14 protein-coding genes are annotated in these 16854 nt (G+C 59.2%); 10 read left to right on the forward strand and 4 right to left on the reverse strand.

The window, feature by feature from the left end; all coding sequences use genetic code 11:
* Positions 1 to 7: 7 nt before the first annotated feature.
* The 3 genes from H3028_RS07775 to H3028_RS07785 all read right to left on the reverse strand — a co-directional run bounded on the left by H3028_RS07775 (position 8) and on the right by H3028_RS07785 (position 4747).
* Positions 8 to 667, reverse strand: coding sequence for an SPOR domain-containing protein (locus H3028_RS07775; protein ID WP_181296453.1), 660 nt, complete (start codon positions 665 to 667; stop codon positions 8 to 10).
* On the reverse strand, positions 668 to 2407 hold the full coding sequence (argS, locus tag H3028_RS07780; protein ID WP_181296454.1) for an arginine--tRNA ligase: 1740 nt from the start codon (positions 2405 to 2407) through the stop codon (positions 668 to 670).
* 117 nt (positions 2408 to 2524) lie between these two features.
* Complete coding sequence (locus H3028_RS07785) at positions 2525 to 4747, reverse strand: primosomal protein N' (protein ID WP_181296455.1); 2223 nt, start codon at positions 4745 to 4747, stop codon at positions 2525 to 2527.
* 219 nt (positions 4748 to 4966) lie between these two features.
* Between H3028_RS07785 and rpmE the strand changes: the two genes are divergently transcribed.
* The 3 genes from rpmE (at position 4967) to H3028_RS07800 (ending at position 7436) form a co-directional block, all read left to right on the forward strand.
* Entirely contained in the window at positions 4967 to 5179 is a 213-nt protein-coding gene (rpmE, locus tag H3028_RS07790; RefSeq protein WP_003283472.1) for a 50S ribosomal protein L31, read from the forward strand.
* A 23-nt stretch (positions 5180 to 5202) separates the two neighbouring features.
* Positions 5203 to 5997: a thermonuclease family protein gene (locus tag H3028_RS07795; RefSeq protein WP_181296456.1), complete on the forward strand. Its 795-nt coding sequence runs from the start codon at positions 5203 to 5205 to the stop codon at positions 5995 to 5997.
* A gap of 170 nt (positions 5998 to 6167) precedes the next feature.
* The gene (locus H3028_RS07800) at positions 6168 to 7436 is read left to right on the forward strand and encodes a malic enzyme-like NAD(P)-binding protein (RefSeq protein WP_181296457.1); all 1269 of its coding nucleotides are present in this window, start codon (positions 6168 to 6170) and stop codon (positions 7434 to 7436) included.
* Between the two features lie 203 nt (positions 7437 to 7639).
* Here H3028_RS07800 and H3028_RS07805 read toward each other — a convergent pair whose 3' ends face one another.
* Entirely contained in the window at positions 7640 to 10081 is a 2442-nt protein-coding gene (locus H3028_RS07805) for a penicillin-binding protein 1A (protein ID WP_181296458.1), read from the reverse strand.
* 184 nt (positions 10082 to 10265) lie between these two features.
* Between H3028_RS07805 and H3028_RS07810 the strand changes: the two genes are divergently transcribed.
* From H3028_RS07810 to aroB, 7 genes are read left to right on the forward strand one after another with little or no spacing between them, the layout of a single operon-like run.
* Positions 10266 to 11330 (forward strand): pilus assembly protein PilM, encoded by a 1065-nt coding sequence (locus tag H3028_RS07810; RefSeq protein WP_181296459.1) that lies wholly within the window; start codon positions 10266 to 10268, stop codon positions 11328 to 11330.
* The gene (gene pilN, locus H3028_RS07815) at positions 11330 to 11902 is read left to right on the forward strand and encodes a type 4a pilus biogenesis protein PilN (RefSeq protein ID WP_181296460.1); all 573 of its coding nucleotides are present in this window, start codon (positions 11330 to 11332) and stop codon (positions 11900 to 11902) included. The genes H3028_RS07810 and pilN overlap by 1 nt, the downstream gene beginning before the upstream one ends.
* Positions 11899 to 12522, forward strand: a complete 624-nt coding sequence (pilO, locus tag H3028_RS07820) for a type 4a pilus biogenesis protein PilO (protein WP_181296461.1) — start codon at positions 11899 to 11901, stop codon at positions 12520 to 12522. Before pilN ends, pilO begins: the two co-directional genes overlap by 4 nt.
* Positions 12519 to 13046: a type 4a pilus biogenesis lipoprotein PilP gene (gene pilP, locus H3028_RS07825; protein WP_181296462.1), complete on the forward strand. Its 528-nt coding sequence runs from the start codon at positions 12519 to 12521 to the stop codon at positions 13044 to 13046. The genes pilO and pilP overlap by 4 nt, the downstream gene beginning before the upstream one ends.
* 51 nt (positions 13047 to 13097) lie before the next feature.
* Complete coding sequence (pilQ, locus tag H3028_RS07830; RefSeq protein ID WP_181296463.1) at positions 13098 to 15173, forward strand: type IV pilus secretin PilQ; 2076 nt, start codon at positions 13098 to 13100, stop codon at positions 15171 to 15173.
* A gap of 5 nt (positions 15174 to 15178) precedes the next feature.
* A complete protein-coding gene (gene aroK / locus H3028_RS07835; protein WP_181296464.1) occupies positions 15179 to 15724 on the forward strand; it encodes a shikimate kinase AroK in 546 nt (181 codons plus the stop codon).
* Between the two features lie 24 nt (positions 15725 to 15748).
* Positions 15749 to 16852 carry a 3-dehydroquinate synthase gene (aroB, locus tag H3028_RS07840; protein ID WP_181296465.1) on the forward strand — a complete coding sequence of 368 codons (1104 nt, stop codon included), beginning with the start codon at positions 15749 to 15751 and terminating at the stop codon, positions 16850 to 16852.
* Positions 16853 to 16854: the final 2 nt, after the last annotated feature.

A 16854-nucleotide genomic window follows, 5' to 3' on the forward strand; every position in this document is an offset into this window, starting at 1 on the left:
CCTCTGCTTAGCGCGCCTGTCGTTGCTGGAGCAGCAGGTTGTTGAAGCCGCTTGCCGACAGGGTCTTCTGCGCCTGGCCAAGCTGCTCGCGATTGGCGAAGGGGCCGACCAGCACCCGGTACCAGTCTTCGTCGCGCACGGTGACGTTCTCGACCCGCACATCCTGACCCAGCAGGATGATCTGTGCCCTGACTTTTTCCGCTTCCGGTTGCTTGCGGAACGAACCGGCCTGCAGGAAGAACTGGGTGACGGGGACCTTGGCTACCATCGGTGGGGGTGGCGGTACCTGGCCATTCAATGCGGCTTCGGCGCGCGCCGCATCGATCTTGGCGGCTTCTTCGGGCGTAACGGGCTTTGGCGGCTCCGGCTTCGGCTCTTCTGGCGGCAGGATCACTTCCGACTCAGGCAGTAGCGTGTAGAAGTCGTACTTCGGCTTCGCTGGGTGGCCCGTTGCCGGCGCGGAGCGCTTCGGCTGCTCCTTGGGCTTGGGCATGTCCTTGGCGCGCTTGATCTCGTCCCCACCGGGTTCGAGATTCATCAGGAACATGATGAAGCCGCCGATGACCAGGCCGCAAACCAGCCAGACCCAGCCGGGAACGGGCTTCTTGGCCGGCGCCTGGTAGCGGCTCGCGCCCCGCTTCGGGGCGGGTTTCTTCCTGGTTGCCACTTACATCCGCTCCAGCGTTTCCAGACCAAGCAGCTCCAGGCCCTGCTTGAGGGTTCTGCCGGTCAGGGCGGCCAGGCGCAGGCGGCTCTGTTTCTCGGTTTCGCTCTCGGCGGTCAGTATTGGGCAGTGCTCGTAGAAGCTGGAGAACAGTCCGGCGAGGTCGTACAGATAACTGCACAGCAAATGCGGAACCCCTTTCTCTCCTACGCCATTCAGTACTTCCGTAAACTGCGCGAGCTTTGCGCCCAGGGCCTGCTCCTGTTCAGCTTCCAGCTGTATTTCGCCAGCAAGCGTGTCCATGCTGGTGCCTAGCTTGCGGAACACACTGGCGACGCGGGTATAAGCGTAAAGCAGGTAGGGCGCGGTGTTGCCTTCGAAACTGAGCATCTGCTCGAAGTTGAAGCTGTAATCGCTGGTGCGGTGCTTCGACAGGTCCGCGTACTTCACGGCGCCGATGCCGACGGCGCGTGCAATCTGGCGCAGTTCGGTTTCTTGCAGGTCCGGGTTCTTGCCTTTTACCAGGCTGTAGGCGCGCTGTTCGGCTTCGTCGAGCAGATCGACCAGCTTTACGGTGCCGCCGTCGCGGGTCTTGAAGGGACGGCCATCGGCGCCATTCATGGTGCCGAAGCCCATGTGCTCGAGTTGCATGTCGCTGTGGACGAAACCGGCGCGGCGTGCGACCTCGAAGGCCATCTGGAAATGCAGGGCCTGGCGCTGGTCGACGAAATACAGCGCGCGATCGGCGTGCAATTGGTGGCTGCGGTAGCGCATGGACGCCAGATCGGTGGTGGCGTAGAGGTAGCCGCCGCCGGCTTTCTGGACGATCACCGGAAGCGGATTTCCTTCGGCGTTCTTGAACTCGTCAAGGAAGACGCACCGGGCGCCATTGCTTTCGCTCAGCAAGCCCTTGGCCTTAAGCGCAGCGACGATGTCGCCCAGCTCGGCGTTGTACGCGCTCTCGCCCTTGACATCGTCAGGCGTCAGTTGGACGTTGAGGCGGTCGTAGACTTTCTGGCAATGCGATAGGGAAATCTCGTTGAAGCGGGTCCACAAGCGCAGGCAATCGACGTCGCCGGCCTGCAGCTTGACCACCAGCTCGCGAGCGCGCTCGGCGAACTCGGCGGAGTCGTCGAAGCGCTGTTTTGCCGCGCGATAGAACTGCTCGAGGTCGGATAGCTCGCTTTCGGCGGCGGCGGGGTTCTCTTCGAGATAAGCCAACAACATGCCGAACTGTGTACCCCAGTCACCCACGTGGTTCTGGCGGATCACCTCGTCGCCGAGATACTCCAGCACTCTCGCCACGGCGTCGCCGATAATCGTCGAGCGCAGGTGGCCGACATGCATCTCCTTGGCCAGGTTCGGTGAGGAAAGGTCGACGACAACTCGCTGCGTCGGGCCTGTCTTACTGACGCACAGATGCGGGTCGGCAAGGGCGGCATCGAGGCGCTGGGCCAATGCGGCGCTGTTCTGGAAGAAGTTCAGAAAGCCCGGGCCGGCAATTTCCACCTTGCTGACGCTGGGATCGGCCGGCAATGCTTCGATGAGCTTCTGCGCGAGATCGCGGGGTTTCATCCCGGCTGGCTTGGCCAGCATCATGGCGATGTTGCTGGCGAAGTCACCATGAGTCTTGTCGCGAGTGTTCTCCACCTGGATCGTCGGATTCAATCCGTCGGGCAGCACGCCTTCAGCGATGAGGCGGGTCAGGGCTTGCTGGATCAGGTCGCGAATGCTGTCTTTCATCGTTTGCTCGGTCGGCCCGAAGGCTTTGGTCGAAAACTGGGCATTATCGGTGCCCGGGGGGCGAACCTTCAAGGCTTAAGGCGCTTAGTTGCGGCTTGTGGCTGGATCCGGGAGGCGTCAGAACAGGTCGATCGGATCGACATCCAGCGACCAGCGTACAGTACGGCTGCCCGGCAGTGCTTCCACCAGCGGCAACCATGCGCCCATCAGCTTATGCAGCGGCGCCCGGGCATTGGCCTGTAGCAGCAACTGCGCACGGAAGCGCCCCGCGCGTCGCTCCATCGGTGCGGGTACCGGCCCCAGCAGCTCGACGCCGCCGAGACCGAATTGCGCCATGAGCTGTTCCGCCTGGCTACAGGCCTGGTCGAGGAAATCTTCGGCCTGGCCGGGTTTCACCGCTTCGGCGCGTAGCAGCGCGAGATGACTGAAAGGGGGCAGGCTGGCGGCGCGGCGCTCGCTCAAGGCCTGGTCGGCAAAAGCGAAATAGCCTTGCTCGGTCAGTTGAACCAACAGTGGATGGTCGGCTAGGTGGGTCTGGATGATCACCTTGCCAGCTTCCTCGGCACGGCCAGCGCGGCCAGCCACCTGAACGATCAGCTGCGCCATACGTTCGCTGGCGCGGAAGTCCGCCGAGAATAGCCCGCCGTCCGCATCAAGGATGGCGACCAGGGTGACGCGGGGGAAATGGTGGCCCTTGGCGAGCATCTGGGTGCCTACCAGCAGGCAGGGCTCGCCGCGGTTGATGATGGTAAGTAGTTGCTCCATCGAGCCCTTGCGCGCGGTGCTGTCGCGATCGATGCGCAGCACGGGGTAATCCGGAAAGATAACGGCCAGCCGTTCTTCCGCGCGCTCAGTGCCGGCGCCGACAGGGCGCAGGTCGAGCTTGTCGCACTCCGGACAGCTGCGCGGCGGGCGCTCTGCGTGGCCGCAATGGTGACAGCGCAACTCGTTGTGGCGTTGGTGCAGAGTCATTCTGGCGTCGCAGCGGGGGCACTGGCTGAGCCAGCCGCAATCGTGACACAGCAGCGAAGGGGCGAAGCCGCGACGATTCAGGAACACCAGCACCTGTTGCCCAGCGGCGAGTGTCTGCGCCATGGCCTGCTGCAGCGGGCCAGAGATGCCCGAGTCCAGCGGCCGGCTTTTCACATCAAGGCGCAGAAAGCGCGGCGCCTGTGCACCACCGGCCCGCTGGGTCAATTTGAGCAATGCGTAGCGGCCGCTGTGGGCGTTATGCAGGCTCTCAAGCGATGGCGTTGCCGATCCGAGCAGAATCGGCAGGTTCTCTTGGCGAGCCCTGACCACCGCTAGGTCGCGGGCGTGATAGCGAAGACCCTCCTGCTGTTTATAGGAGGCGTCGTGCTCCTCGTCGAGGATGATCAATCCCGGGTTCTTCATCGGGGTGAACAGTGCCGAACGGGTGCCGATGATGATATCTGCCTCTCCGTCCCGTGCCGCCAGCCAGGCGTCCAATCGTTCACGGTCGTTGACATTGGAGTGCAGCAGGGCGATGCGGGCGTTGAAGCGTTGCTCGAAGCGAGCCAGGGTTTGCGGGCCGAGGTTGATCTCCGGGATCAGAACCAGTGCCTGCTTGCCGGCTTCGAGTACATGATGAATCAGCTGCAGATAGACTTCAGTCTTGCCGCTGCCGGTAACGCCGGCCAGCAGGAAGGTCTGGAAGCCACCCAGGCCTGCGCGAATGGCTTCGAAGGCGGCTCTTTGCTCCTGGTTCAGTGGCAGTTCCGGTTGCAGCAGCCAGCTGCCTTGATGTCGCTGAGTCAGATGACTGCGACGGGTCTCGATGCGCAACAGGCCCTTCTGCAATAACAGGTCGAGGCTGTCCTTGCTCAGCTGAAGCTGGCTCAGGAGCGAGTGGGCGACGCCATGCGGATGCTGGGCGATGGTCCTCAACGCTTCGCGCTGACGGGGTGCCCTGCTCAGCCGCGGGTCTTCCGGTCGCGCGTCGTTCGCAACATGCCAGAAGCGCTCCTGTTTTGCTTCAGCAGGCTCGCCCTGGCGCAACAGAACCGGCAGCGCCCAACTCAGCGTATCGCCTAGGCTGTGCTGGTAATACTGAGCGGTCCACAGGCACAGCTTGAACAATGCCGGTGGCAATGGGGCGCGGGCGTCGAGCAGCTCCAGCGCAGGTTTTAGCTTCGCCTCGGGCACCTCGCTGTGGCTGACAACTTCCACCAGAATTCCGACGATTTCGCGCCGGCCGAACGGGACCCGCAGCCGCATGCCTGGCTGCAGCTCGGCGTACGGGACATCGGCGGGTGGGAGATAGTCGAAGAGCCTACGCAGTGGCGAGGGCAGCGCGAGGCGGAGTATGGGTTGGGGCACACGGTAATCCTTGGCGACGAGTGTCGATCTTAAACGATCCGATCCGGCAGCAGGTCTGGATGCGGGCTACGGCGCATGGTTGGCCTGAAAAACGGGATACCTTTTCCCCTGGCGATCAGCTGCCCTTGCATCGCTACAGGGCTCTGGTATTATTCGCGCCCTTCCGTGCGGTACTCGACATAGGGTCGGGTGGCGGCACAAGTCCTAGAGGATTTTTCCATGAAAGCCGATATCCATCCTAACTACGTTGAAATCGAAGCCACTTGCAGCTGCGGCAACGTCATCAAGACTCGCTCCACGCTGGCCAAGAACCTGAGCATCGACGTTTGCTCTGAGTGCCACCCGTTCTACACCGGCAAGCAGAAAGTGCTGGATACCGGCGGCCGTATCGATCGCTTCAAGCAGCGTTTCGGTGTGTTCGGCGCTAAGTAAGCTGTCGCCGCGACGGGAATCCTGTGAGGTTTTCCGAGCATTTGAAAAAGGCGTCCCTGGTGGGCGCCTTTTTCGTTTCCGTCATCTTCAGCTTGCAGGTCCAGGCGCTTTGTTCTGCTAGCGGTCCGCTCTCTCGAGTGGCGGTGGATACGGTCATCGATGGCGACACGCTGCGTCTGGTCGACGGCCGTAACGTCCGTCTGCTTGGCCTCAATGCGCCTGAAATGGCTCGCAAGGGGCGCACTGCCGAGCCTTTCGCCGACGCCGCCAGGCGACGCTTGCGGGCGCTTGTGAAGACCAGCGGTGGATACATTGATCTACGCCTTGGCCAGGAAGCCAGGGATCATTACGGCCGGGTCCTGGCTCATGCCTTCGACTTGCGTGGCGATAATCTAGAAGCTGTTCTGCTGGCCGAAGGGCTGGGTTTCTTCGTAGCTATCGCGCCGAATACAGCACTGGCTAGCTGCCACCAATTGATAGAGCGAGGGGCGCGGACCGCCGGCAAGGGTGTGTGGCGCCAATCGCCGTTAGTCTCGGCCGGAGGCCTGCGCCGCGGTGGTTTCGCGCTGGTCAGAGCGCGCGTCGATCGGCTGGAGGTGAATAGGGGTGGTGTCTGGCTGGAGTTGGATGGCTCGCTGGTAATCCAGATTCCCCGCGAAGCGGTTGCGGCATTCGGTGATTCGCTGGCGGGCCTTCCGGGCAAGGAGGTCGAGGCCAGGGGTTGGGTGGTCGACCGCAAGGGGCGTGCGGATTTGTCGCGGCAGGCGCGATGGTTGCTGCGAGTGAACCACCCATCGATGCTGGTTTCGCTGCCTTAACCCGGCCTCCGAGGTGTTGCAGGATGCGTGCGGTTAAGTGGCCGGCCCTCAGCTGAAAGTCGTAGAGCGAACCCTTGACAGTCCGCCTTTCCCATCGGCTTGTGACGGCGCTTGCTCTTGGCGTATGCTCGGCCCCCTGTCTGTCCCAGTAAAATAAGCGGAAATGCCTCATGACTGACCTGAAAACTGCCGCTCTCGACTACCATGCAAAGCCCCGTCCGGGGAAGTTGAGTGTCGAGCTGACCAAGCCCACTTCCACCGCTCGCGATCTGTCGCTGGCCTACAGCCCTGGCGTAGCGGAGCCGGTTCGCGAAATCAGTCGTGATCCGCAGCTGGCTTACCGTTACACCGGTAAAGGCAATCTGGTCGCTGTGATTTCCGATGGCACCGCGATTCTTGGCCTGGGCAATCTGGGGCCGCTGGCATCCAAGCCTGTCATGGAAGGCAAGGGTGTCCTGTTCAAGCGCTTTGCCGGCGTCGATGTGTTCGATATCGAAGTTGATGCAGAGAGCCCGCAGGCCTTCATCGATACGGTCAAGCGCATTTCCATCACGTTCGGTGGAATCAACCTGGAAGACATCAAGGCGCCCGAGTGCTTCGAGATCGAGCGGGCGCTGATCGAGCAATGCGATATCCCTGTGTTCCACGATGATCAGCACGGCACCGCCATCGTTACCGCGGCAGGCATGCTCAATGCGCTGGAGATTGCTGGCAAGACGCTGGAGCAAGCAAAGATCGTCTGCCTGGGTGCCGGTGCTGCCGCTACCTCCTGCATGAAGCTGCTGGTGAGCATGGGCGCAAAGATCGAGAATATCTTCATGATCGATCGCAAAGGTGTCGTTCACGCCGGCCGCGATGACCTGAACCAGTACAAGGCTGTGTTTGCTCATGAAACCGACAAACGCACCCTGGATGACGCGCTCGATGGCGCCGATGTCTTTGTGGGTCTGTCAGGCCCCGATCTGCTGAGCTCCGAAGGTCTCAAGCGTATGGCGGCAAACCCGGTGGTGTTCGCATGCTCGAACCCAGATCCAGAAATCAGCCCTGAGCTCGCTCATGCAACCCGTTCCGACGTGATCATGGCTACGGGCCGTTCAGACTATCCGAACCAGGTCAACAACGTGCTGGGCTTCCCGTTCATTTTCCGCGGGGCGCTGGATGTCCGCGCGTCGCGCATCAATGAAGAAATGAAGATCGCAGCCGCTATTGCTCTGCGCGACCTGGCCAAGCTGCCGGTTCCGGCTGAAGTTGCCGCCGCCTATGGGGTGGAGCACCTGCAGTTCGGGCGCGAATACATCATTCCGAAGCCGATGGATCCGCGCTTGATTACGCTTGTCTCCGACGCTGTGGCGAAGGCTGCGATCGAGAGCGGAGTAGCGACACTGCCGTATCCTTCTAACTACCCGCTCAAGTCCGTCGATGACGTGTTCAATAACTGATTAGGTCCGTCTTGGCTCTGCTTCGGCGGAGATTATGCGAAAAAAGAAACCCCAGCCTTGGCTGGGGTTTTTTATTAAGCTGGGTCAGGAGCTGGTTATCGCTTACTGCCGAGGGAGTGCCCTCGCTTGGTTAGCGAAGCCCTGCGATCATTTTGTCCGTTGTGCCTCGTCGTCGGTATCGAGCCGTCGACGGGCGGGTTGCCTTAGAACAGGTCGATCGGCGCTGCTTCGGAAGCCGGTAATGGGCTATCAGGCAACATGGAGCCTGGAGTTAGCTCGCCGTCCATGTTGGGTGGCGAATCTTCGCTTCGAAAGATCTCGAAGTAGGCATCTGTGGTGCCCGGGGCAGCCGCTCGGCCGCTTTTTGGGTCGATCCGGAGGGTCAGAATGCCGTCGGGTTCGGCAGGTGCGTGCTCGGGAACGCCCTCTAATACCGAGCTCATATACTTCATCCAGATAGGCAGCGCGACCGTTCCGCCGTATTCCCGGCGCCCAAGGCTTTGGGGTTGATCGAAGCCGGTCCAGACGGTTGTCACGATGTCGGCGTTATAGCCGGAGAACCAACTGTCCTTGGATTCATTGGTGGTTCCCGTTTTTCCCGCGATGTCGCCCCGGCCCATCGCCAGCGCCTTCCGGCCCGTGCCGCGCTTGATGACGTCCTGCAACATGCTGGTCATGATGTAAGCAGTTCGCTCGTCAATGATCTGCTCGGCATACACCGGCTCTGGCCTGGCCGGCTCCGAAGCATCTGCCAGTGACGTTTCGCTCTGGGCATAACTGGTTAATGTCGCTTCGTTCTCTTCTGCTTGAGCCATGCCGCGCTCCGGCACGCGCACCGGGTTTGCCTCGAATATGACCTTGCCATCTCGGTCCTCGATGCGCTTGATCAGATAGGGCTCTATCTTGTAGCCGCCATTAGCGAATGCGGTCCAGCCGGTAGCGATTTCCATAGGCGTCAGGGTCGCCGTGCCAAGCGCCAGTGACAGGTTGGCGGGCAGATCTTCCGTCTTGAATCCGAAGCGTTTGATGTAGTCGAGGGTATATGGGATGCCGAGCGTCTGTAGCAGACGAATCGAGACCAGGTTGCGCGACTTATAGAGCGCCTCGCGCAGGCGGATCGGGCCGAGGAAGGTGTTGTTGTCGTTCTTCGGTCGCCAAACCCGGTCTAGCCCTTCCTCGACGAAAACGATTGGGGAGTCATTAACCAGCGTCGCGGGGGTGAAGCCCGCATCCAGCGCTGCGCTATAGACGAAGGGCTTGAAGCTCGAGCCGGGCTGGCGCTTGGCCTGGATCGCGCGGTTGTAGTTACTTTGGCCGAAGGAGAATCCGCCAGTCAGCGCTTCGATGGAGCCGTCAAGCGGATCCAGGGATACCAGTGCCCCCTGGGCCTGGGGTATCTGACTGAACAGCGCCTTGCCATCGACCATCCGGACCCGAATGACATCACCCGGCTTAACCACGTCCGATGGTGCTTTCGGTATAGGGCCTAAGCTGTTCGTGTTGATGAACGGGCGAGCCCATTTCATGCTTTCCCAGCTGATGGTCTGTTCGCTGCCGTCCCGAAGCAAGGCCTTGATTGTGTCGTTGGACATCTGGCTGACAACGGCGGGTAGCAGGCCGGACTGGCCACGGTAAGTGCCAAGCTCCTTAAGCCACGCTCCATGATCGGTGCCGGCAAGCCGTGCTTCGGGCCCCCGGTAGCCATGGCGTTGGTCATAGTCGATCAGTCCCTCGGTAAGGGCCTGATTGGCAGCGATTTGCCGCTCGCTGCTGGTGGTTGTGTAGACGCGGAACCCATCGGTGTACGCGGCGCTACCGAAGCGGCCTACCATCTCGGCGCGCGCCATCTCGGCTACATAAGGTGCATCAAGCTCTGGCGACGAGCCGTGATAGGACGCATCGACGACTTCCGCCAGCGCTTGCTGGTAGCGGGTCTCATCTATCCGGCCGAGCCGGTACATCCGACCGAGGATCCAGTCGCGCCTTTCCTTGGCGCGCTCTGGATTGGCCAATGGATTGAAGGCTGATGGCGCCTTGGGCAGCCCGGCGATCATGGCCATCTGCGCCAGGCTCAGCTCGTCGATGGACTTGCCGTAATAGACCTGGGCCGCCGCCTCGATGCCGTAGGCGCGATTGCCCAGATAGATCTTGTTGACATACAGCTCGAGGATCTCGTCCTTGCTCAGCTCTCTCTCGATCTGAAGCGCAAGGAGAATCTCGTTGATCTTGCGGGAGAAGCTTCGCTCGCTGGTGAGGAAGTAATTCTTTGCGACCTGCATGGTGATGGTGCTGCCGCCGGTCTGAATATGGCCGGTTTTCAATAATTGCGTGGCAGCGCGCATCAGGCTGGAAACATCGACGCCATAATGATTAGCGAAATTATCGTCTTCTGCCGCCAATAATGCGGCGATGAAATCCTTAGGTATTTCATCAAAGCCGATAGGGGAGCGACGCATTTCGCCATATTCGGCGATCAGCTTGTCATCATCGCTATACACGCGCAGCGGTATCTGGAGCTGTATGCTGCGTAGCGATTCGACCGATGGCAGGTTGGGGCTGAGATAAAGAAACGCGCCACTGAGACTGAGCAAAAGTCCACAGAAAACAGCCAGGCACGACCATAGGAAAAACTTCAGAAAACGCATCGGGGTTCGTTGAATCCAGGGTGGGGAATGAGGTGTAAGCCGCAGACAATGCTGAAAGGAAAAACCGTTCACATTATAAGCGGTTTTTTTGCTGGGGAGCCATTTGCGCTTCTGTCAAGGCTGTTATCTAATGCGGACAAACATAATTAATCCGTAAGTAGCGGATAAAGATAGGAAATCGGCCGTGCTAGGGCTCTTCACTAAGAAAGCGAACACGCTGCTTGGGATCGACATCAGTTCGACGTCCGTCAAGCTACTGGAATTAAGCCGCTCAGGCTCCCGTTATCGGGTTGAGTCTTATGCGGTCGAGCCGCTTCCGCCGAATGCTGTGGTGGAGAAGAATATCGCTGAGCTCGAGGGCGTGGGTCAGGCCCTGTCCCGCTTGCTGGCGAAGGCGAAAACCGGCGTCAAGTCCGCTGCCGTAGCGGTTTCCGGCTCGGCAGTCATTACCAAAAGCATCGAGATGGATGCCGGGCTGAATGATGACGATTTGGAAAACCAACTAAAGATAGAAGCGGATCAATACATCCCGTATCCCTTGGAAGAAGTCGCCATTGATTTCGAGGTGCAGGGGCCTGCCACCCGTTCGCCTGGCCGTGTCGAGGTGCTGCTAGCGGCGTGCCGTAAGGAGAACGTAGAAATCCGCGAGGCGGCTCTGGCCTTGGCCGGGCTAACGGCCAAGGTAGTCGATGTAGAGGCCTATGCCCTGGAGCGGTCATACGGCCTGTTGGCGCCGCAGCTGGGTGCGGGGCACGATGAGTTGACTGTCGCGCTCGTCGATATCGGCGCGACCATGACCACGCTGAGCGTACTGCATAACGGGCGCACCATTTATACGCGCGAGCAGCTGTTCGGCGGCCGCCAGTTGACCGAAGAAATTCAGCGTCGCTACGGCCTGTCGATGGAAGAGGCTGGCCTGGCCAAAAAGCAGGGAGGCCTCCCAGACGATTACGACAGCGAAGTGTTGCAGCCGTTCAAAGAGGCGGTTGTTCAGCAGGTGTCGCGCTCGCTGCAATTCTTCTTCGCTGCGGGGCAATTTCACGACGTGGATTACATCCTGCTGGCCGGTGGCACGGCTTCGATTCCCGGGCTGGATCGGTTGATTCAGCAGAAAATCGGAACCCAGACTCTAGTCGCCAACCCATTTGCCGATATGGCCTTGAGTAGCAAGGTCAACGCTGGCGCACTCGCCAGTGATGCGCCGTCCCTGATGATTGCCTGTGGGCTGGCCTTGAGGAGTTTCGACTGATGGCCAGGATCAACCTTTTACCTTGGCGCGAACAACTACGCGAAGAGCGTAAGCAGCGCTTCTTGGTATCGCTCGCTGGGGTCGCTGTTGTTGCGGTGGGCCTGCTGTTTCTTGCCGACCAATATTTCACGCATGCCATCGAGCGACAGAACGCGCGAAACGATTTCATCCGCAAAGAAATCGCGGTGCTGGACGCCCGAATCGCTGAAATCAAGGAATTGCGCGAACGTCGGCAGCAACTGCTTGAGCGTATGAAGATCATTCAGGACCTGCAGGGAAATCGACCCATTATCGGTCGGGTTTTCGATCAGCTCGTACGTACGTTACCTGACGGCGTGTACTTCACCGGTTTGAAAATGACCGACAAGAACATCGCCATCGTCGGTGGTGCGGAATCCAACAACCGGGTCTCTAACCTGATGCGAAATTTGGACGGTTCTGAGTGGCTGGACGCGCCTAACCTGAACGAAGTGAAGGCGGTCACTGCGGGCGCAGTTGATCAGGAAAACGTGTTTCAGCTAACGGTGCAGCAGACACAGCCGGCTGCAACTGTTGAGGGAGATAAGCCATGAGTCTGGCGAGCTCCATGGAGAGCCTCCGTAGTGTAGATCTGTCCGATCTGGATATGAATAACCTGGGCTCCTGGCCCGCCGCAGTGAAGGTTATCGCCGCAATATTGCTAATGGTTTTGGTGCTTGGGGGCGGGTACTACTTCTATCTCAGCGATATGCAGGCCAGTCTCGACCAGCAAAAGGCGCAGGAGGAAACGCTGAAACAGCAGTTCTCCACGAAGGCGTTCCAGGCTGCGAACCTCGAAGCCTACAAGGCGCAGATGATCGAAATGGAAGCGTCGTTTGGTGCTTTGTTGCGACAGCTGCCTAGCGACACCGAAGTTCCAGGTCTGCTTGAAGACATTACCCATACTGGTTTGGGTAGTGGGTTGGAGTTCGAGGAAATCAAACTGCAGCCAGAGGTGACCCAGCAGTTTTACATCGAGCTGCCGATACAGATCAAAGTGGTTGGCGGCTATCACGACCTCGCGACCTTTGTCAGTGGCGTAGCGAGCCTGCCGCGGATCGTCACCCTGCACGATTTCGAGATAAAGCCCCACAGCAAAGAGTCATCTTCAAAATTGCACATGAGTATTTTGGCGAAGACCTATCGTTATAACGACAAGGGGCTGCAGAAATGAACGGAGCCCGACTTGTCGCGCTAGGCCTGGGTCTCGTGTTGTTGACCGGGTGCGGCGCCAGCGGAGATTTCGACGATCTACGCGCATACATGAGCGAAGTACGAGCCAAACCAAAAGGAACGATTGAGCCGCTGCCGGCGTTCCTGCCGTATGAAGCTTTTACCTACAGTGCTGCTTCACTGCGCCATCCATTTCAGCCGCCGATGAAGATCGATCTGACCCAGCGGCAGAAAGGATCGAAAGACATTCGGCCCGACGAGACGCGCATCAAGCAGTTTCTCGAGGAATTCAACATCGAAAACTTCGTCATGGTCGGCACGCTGACCAATGGCGGGGGTAAGTACGCCTTGATCAAAGGTGGTGACGGGGTTCACCGAGTCAAGGTCGGTGACTATCTGGGGCGCAACCATGGCCGTATCGTTGAGATCAGCGAAGCCGAGGTGGATGTGCTTGAAATCGTTCCGGACGGAGAGGGTGGGTGGCTTGAGCGCCCGCGTAGCCTGACCTTGAAAGAGCGTTCTTGAGTCATGGCAAAAATGGAAAACCTATACCGGTCTGCACAACGGAAGCCTTTTATGAATACCACACTCTCTCGTCTCGGTTTGTCGTTGCTGGCGGCGCTAATTTCGCCCGCTCTGCTAGCGGCAAATCTGAACTCGCTCGACGTCGCGTCACTACCTGGCGACCGTGTTGAGTTGAAGCTGGCTTTCGACGAGCCGGTACCGACTCCGCGCGGTTATACGCTCGACCAGCCGGCACGCATCGCCCTTGATCTACCAGGCGTCTCCAGCAAGCTGGCGTCCAAGAATCACGAGCTTGGAGTAGGCAATGCGCGGAGTGTGACGGTGGTCGAGGCCCAAGGAAGGACTCGTCTCATCGTGAATCTCACGTCGCTGGTTCCCTATTCGACCCGTGTAGACGGAAACAATCTATTCGTCGTCCTTGGCGAAAGCGGCTCATCGCCAGCTGCGGTCACAGCTGCTCCGGCTGTGGCAGTAAGCCAGGTCGCGCCGGCCCCTGCCATGGCTGCGGGCAAGTCGATCAGCAACATCGATTTCCGCCGGGGCGAAGACGGTGCCGGTAACGTGGTTATTACCCTGTCGGATCCATCGATCAGCCCTAGCATAGAAGAGCAGGGCGGCAAGATTCGCGTCTCCTTCGCCAAGACCCAACTGCCAGAGTCGCTCCGTGTCCGGCTGGATGTGCAGGACTTTGCCACTCCGGTCAAGTTCGTCGATTCGAGCAGCAAGGCCGATGGCGCAAGTATCGCCATCGAGCCCAGCGGACGATATGACTATCTGGCGTACCAAACCGATGACAAGCTGACGATCAGCGTCAAGCCGCTTAGCGAAGCGGATGCCGAGAAGCGCAAGGCCGAGCATTTCACCTATTCGGGGGAAAAGCTGTCGCTGAACTTCCAGGACATCGATGTGCGCTCTGTTCTGCAGCTGATCGCAGACTTTACCGACCTCAATCTCGTGGCTAGCGATACCGTGCAGGGCAATATCACGCTGCGTTTGCAGAACGTGCCCTGGGATCAGGCGCTTGATCTTGTGCTGAAAACCAAGGGCCTCGATAAGCGTCAGGTCGGTAACGTACTGCTGGTTGCACCGGCAGACGAGATCGCTGCACGTGAGCGCCAGGAGCTGGAGGCGCAGCGGCAGATCGCTGAGCTGGCGCCCCTGCGTCGTGAAGTGGTACAGGTCAATTATGCGAAAGCTTCTGATATCGCCCGGCTGTTTCAGTCGGTAACCGACAAGGAGGGAACGAGTGAAGACCGCGGCTCGATCGCTGTTGATGATCGTACCAACAACATCATTGCTTATCAGACACAAGAGCGTCTGGACGAGCTGCGTCGCATTGTTGTCCAGCTCGATATTCCGGTGCGTCAAGTAATGATCGAGGCCCGTATCGTCGAGGCCAATGTCGACTACGACAAAAGCCTCGGTGTGCGTTGGGGGGGGTCCCAGCAGTTCGCTAATGGCCGCGGGCTTGTATATGGAAACGACGACTCGGGTGATGAAGGCGGTAACTCGGGCGAAGACAGCAACGGCAACGTTCCGTTCGTTGACTTGGGTGTGGCGAATCCTACCTCCGGGATTGGAATCGGTTACATAACCAATAATCTAATCTTGGATCTTGAGCTTTCGGCGATGGAAAAATCCGGTAACGGCGAGGTTGTTTCTCAGCCGAAGGTCATGACTGCTGATAAGGAAACGGCGAAGATTCTGAAAGGTTCCGAGATTCCGTACCAAGAAGCAAGTTCTAGCGGGGCTACCTCCACCACGTTCGTGGAAGCAGCGCTATCGCTTGAGGTTACCCCACAGATTACGCCGGATAACCGGATCATTATGGAAGTAAAGGTCACTAAGGATGAGCCTGACTTCGCAAATGACGTCAATGGCACTCCGACGATTCGCAAAAACGAAGTTAATGCCAAGATACTTGTAAATGATGGCGAAACCGTCGTGATTGGGGGCGTGTTTTCCAACACACAGAGCCGGTCGGTGGATAAGGTTCCTTTCCTCGGCGATCTACCGTATCTTGGCCGCATGTTCCGGCGAGATATTGTGTCTGACGCGAAGTCTGAGCTTCTCATCTTTCTGACGCCGAGAATCCTAAATCACCAGGCTATCGCAGTGAATCGTTGATTTCCTTGGAAAATATCATTCTCGTAGGTCCGATGGGCGCCGGTAAGAGCACCATCGGACGCCTGCTCGCCAAGGAGCTTCGTCTCCCCTTTCGGGATTCCGACAAGGAGATCGAGCAGCGCACGGGTGCCAGCATTCCGCTGATATTCGATGTCGAGGGTGAGCAGGGTTTTCGCGAGAGGGAACATGCCGCTATCGAGGCTCTGTGTCAGATGCGGGGTGTGGTGTTGGCAACGGGTGGTGGCGCGGTGCTCCGGCAAGATAATCGCCACCTGCTACGTGCTGGCGGCCGGGTGATCTACCTATGCACTTCTGTCGAGCAGCAGCTTGACCGCACCTCCCGGGACCGCAATCGCCCGCTATTGCAAGCTCCTAACCCTCGCGAGATCCTGACCGGTTTGATGGCTGTGCGTGATCCGCTTTATCGTGAAATCGCGGACATCATCATCCAGACGGACGAGCGCCCGCCGCGGCTGGTGGTGGTGGAAATTCTCGGCCAGCTTCAATCCTTGGCCGCTCGTGAAAGCCTGGATCGATCTGCGCTATCCTAGCTCCCTTTGATCGTGAGGGGACCTATGCAGACTCTACATGTCGATCTCGGCGAGCGTAGCTATCCGATATTCATTGGCGAGCAGCTCATCGATCGCGGTGAGCTGTTGTCCCGCCATATCCGCGGTAAACAGGTGGCGATCGTCACCAACGACGCCGTTGCGCCTCTCTACCTTGAGCGGCTCTCGCGCAGCCTCGCCGACTATGCCATTACTCCGGTTGTGCTTCCCGATGGTGAAGCGCACAAGAACTGGCAGACGCTGCAGTTGATATTCGATGCATTGCTGACGGCTAGGCATGACCGCAACACTACGATCATCGCGCTGGGCGGCGGTGTTATTGGCGATATGGCCGGTTTCGCCGCCGCCAGTTATCAGCGTGGCGTCGACTTCATCCAGATTCCAACAACCCTGCTGTCTCAGGTGGACTCTTCGGTGGGCGGCAAAACGGGCATCAACCATCCCCTCGGCAAGAACATGGTCGGGGCCTTCTATCAGCCGCAGGCAGTGCTGATAGATACCGCGACGCTGGCTACGTTGCCGGCGCGAGAGCTGTCCGCCGGCATGGCTGAGGTCATCAAGTACGGCCTGATCTGCGACGAGCCGTTCCTGGGATGGCTCGAAGATAACGTCGATAAACTTCGAGGCTTGGACCAGACGGCGTTGACCGAAGCGATACGCCGTTCCTGTGCGGCAAAGTCAAGGGTCGTCGGTGCAGATGAGCGGGAATCAGGCATTCGTGCCACTCTGAATCTGGGGCATACGTTCGGTCATGCCATCGAAACCCATCAGGGGTACGGCGTCTGGTTGCATGGCGAGGCAGTATCAGCGGGCACTGTCATGGCGCTTGAGATGTCACATCAGCTCGGTTGGATCTCTGTCGAAGAACGAGACCGTGCGGTGCGTTTGCTATCGCGTGCCGGCCTGCCGGTAGTGCCTCCGGCCAATATGCGTGCCGAGGATTTTCTGCAGCATATGGCAGTCGACAAGAAGGTCCTGAACGGGCAATTGCGGTTGGTCCTGCTCAAGCGGCTGGGCGAGGCTGTGGTCACTAGCGACTTCCCGCGGGAGATGCTGGAAGCCACATTGAACGTCAACTACGACGCGCTTACGCAAGAATCAAGAACCTAAGA

It is taken from the genome of Pseudomonas sp. Q2-TVG4-2 (assembly GCF_013620795.1).
Classification (GTDB): Bacteria; Pseudomonadota; Gammaproteobacteria; order Pseudomonadales; family Pseudomonadaceae; genus Stutzerimonas.

Coding starts and splice junctions, on each gene's coding strand:
- argS (WP_181296454.1), bottom strand. CDS start 2,407: ATGAAAGACAGCATTCGCGACCTGATCCAGCAAGCCCTGACCCGCCTC.
- rpmE (WP_003283472.1), top strand. CDS start 4,967: ATGAAAGCCGATATCCATCCTAACTACGTTGAAATCGAAGCCACTTGC.
- H3028_RS07800 (WP_181296457.1), top strand. CDS start 6,168: ATGACTGACCTGAAAACTGCCGCTCTCGACTACCATGCAAAGCCCCGT.
- H3028_RS07805 (WP_181296458.1), bottom strand. CDS start 10,081: ATGCGTTTTCTGAAGTTTTTCCTATGGTCGTGCCTGGCTGTTTTCTGT.
- pilN (WP_181296460.1), top strand. CDS start 11,330: ATGGCCAGGATCAACCTTTTACCTTGGCGCGAACAACTACGCGAAGAG.
- pilO (WP_181296461.1), top strand. CDS start 11,899: ATGAGTCTGGCGAGCTCCATGGAGAGCCTCCGTAGTGTAGATCTGTCC.
- pilP (WP_181296462.1), top strand. CDS start 12,519: ATGAACGGAGCCCGACTTGTCGCGCTAGGCCTGGGTCTCGTGTTGTTG.
- pilQ (WP_181296463.1), top strand. CDS start 13,098: ATGAATACCACACTCTCTCGTCTCGGTTTGTCGTTGCTGGCGGCGCTA.
- aroB (WP_181296465.1), top strand. CDS start 15,749: ATGCAGACTCTACATGTCGATCTCGGCGAGCGTAGCTATCCGATATTC.